This is a genomic window from Komagataeibacter kakiaceti JCM 25156 (assembly GCF_000613305.1).
The window spans coordinates 1-1,250 of sequence record NZ_BAIO01000611.1 but is presented as its reverse complement, the minus strand read 5'-3'; the positions used below and the strand labels follow the sequence as shown (position 1 = coordinate 1,250).

Below are 1,250 nucleotides of genomic sequence, written 5' to 3'. Positions count from 1 at the left end.
CGGACTGGGGCGAATGCACCGAGATCACGGTGCGTGAAGCCCTGCGCGACGCCATGGCCGCCGAGCTGCGCCGTGATGAGGATGTGTTCCTGATTGGCGAGGAAGTGGCGCAGTACCAGGGGGCCTACAAAATCTCGCAGGGCCTGCTGGACGAGTTCGGGGAAAAGCGGGTGATCGACACCCCCATTACCGAACAGGGCTTTACCGGCATGGCCATTGGCGCGGCGCTGACCGGGCTGAAGCCGATCGTGGAGTTCATGACCATGAACTTCGCCATGCAGGCCATTGACCAGATCATCAATTCCGCCGCCAAGACGCGCTACATGTCGGGGGGGCAGATGTCGTGCCCCATCGTGTTCCGTGGCCCCAACGGCGCGGCCGCCCGCGTGGGCGCGCAGCATTCGCAGTGCTACGCAAGCTGGTACGGGCATGTGCCGGGGCTGAAGGTGGTCGCGCCCTGGTCTGCGGCGGATGCGAAGGGCCTGCTGCGCGCTGCGATCCGTGATCCCAACCCGGTCATCTTCCTTGAAAACGAGATTCTGTACGGCCAGCGTTTCCCCTGTCCGGTGGATGAGGACTTCATCCTGCCCATCGGCAGGGCCAAGGTGGAGCGCGAAGGCCGGGATGTGACTATCGTGGCTTTCTCCATCATGGTTGGCGTCGCCCTTGAGGCGGCGGAAAAACTGGCCGCGCAGGGGATCGAGGCGGAAGTCATCAACCTGCGCACCATCCGCCCGCTTGATACGCAGACGGTGGTGGACAGTGTGAAGAAGACCAGCCGCCTTGTCTGTGTGGAGGAAGGTTGGCCATTCGCCGGTATTGGCGCGGAGGTCGCCATGCAGGTGATCGAACATGCCTTCGACTACCTCGACGCGCCACCGGTGCGCGTGGCGGGCGCGGACGTGCCGATGCCGTTCGCCGCCAATCTTGAGAAACTTGCCCTGCCCAATGCGGACTGGATCATCAATGCCGTCCGGCAGGTTGTGTGAGGGAACGCACGATGTCGATCAACATCCTGATGCCGGCGCTTTCCCCCACCATGAAGGAAGGCAAGCTGGCCCGCTGGCTGAAGGCGGAAGGCGATAGCATCGCGTCTGGTGACGTGATTGCGGAAATCGAGACGGACAAGGCCACGATGGAAGTCGAGGCCGTGGACGAAGGCATAATGGGCCGTATCCTGATCCCGGAGGACGGAGGGCGTTGCCGTCAACGCGCCGATCGCCATACTGGTGGCGCAGGGCGAAAGCGTG

The 1,250-nt window shown here is 63.4% G+C and carries 1 protein-coding gene and 1 pseudogene; both read left to right on the top strand.

Going from position 1 to position 1,250, the window contains the following annotated elements:
- Nucleotides 1-989, top strand: a 989-nt coding sequence (locus JCM25156_RS17135; protein WP_025814115.1) for a pyruvate dehydrogenase complex E1 component subunit beta, incomplete at its 5' end; no start/stop codon positions are given.
- A gap of 11 nt (nucleotides 990-1,000) precedes the next feature.
- A pseudogene (locus JCM25156_RS25710) lies at nucleotides 1,001-1,250 on the top strand (biotin/lipoyl-containing protein); the annotation flags it as partial.